This window comes from Streptococcus pseudopneumoniae (assembly GCF_001072315.1).
GTDB classification, from domain to species: domain Bacteria; phylum Bacillota; class Bacilli; order Lactobacillales; family Streptococcaceae; genus Streptococcus; species Streptococcus pseudopneumoniae_R.
In genome coordinates this window covers 1-252 of sequence record NZ_JVLI01000051.1, presented here as the reverse complement: position 1 = coordinate 252, position 252 = coordinate 1, and the positions used below count along the sequence as shown (strand labels likewise).

Below are 252 nucleotides of genomic sequence, written 5' to 3'. Positions count from 1 at the left end.
CAATTGTAAAGCGAAAGGAGAAAAATATGGCACAAAAGGCACATAGTTTATCGCACACAAAGTGGCACTGTTCTATCACATTGTGTTCACCCCTAAGTATAGACGAAAAGTAATCTATAATCAATATCGAAGTAGTTTAGGAGAAATATTTCATCGCTTGTGTAGTTATAAAGGAGTTGAAATTATCGAGGGTCACTTAATGCCAGACCATGTACATATGTTAGTAAGTATTCCACCAAGGATAAGTGTTTC

At 35.7% G+C, this 252-nt stretch carries 1 pseudogene; it reads left to right on the top strand.

The window, feature by feature from the left end:
* Positions 1-26 precede the first annotated feature (26 nt).
* A pseudogene (gene tnpA / locus ADH54_RS11065) lies at positions 27-252 on the top strand (IS200/IS605 family transposase); the annotation flags it as partial.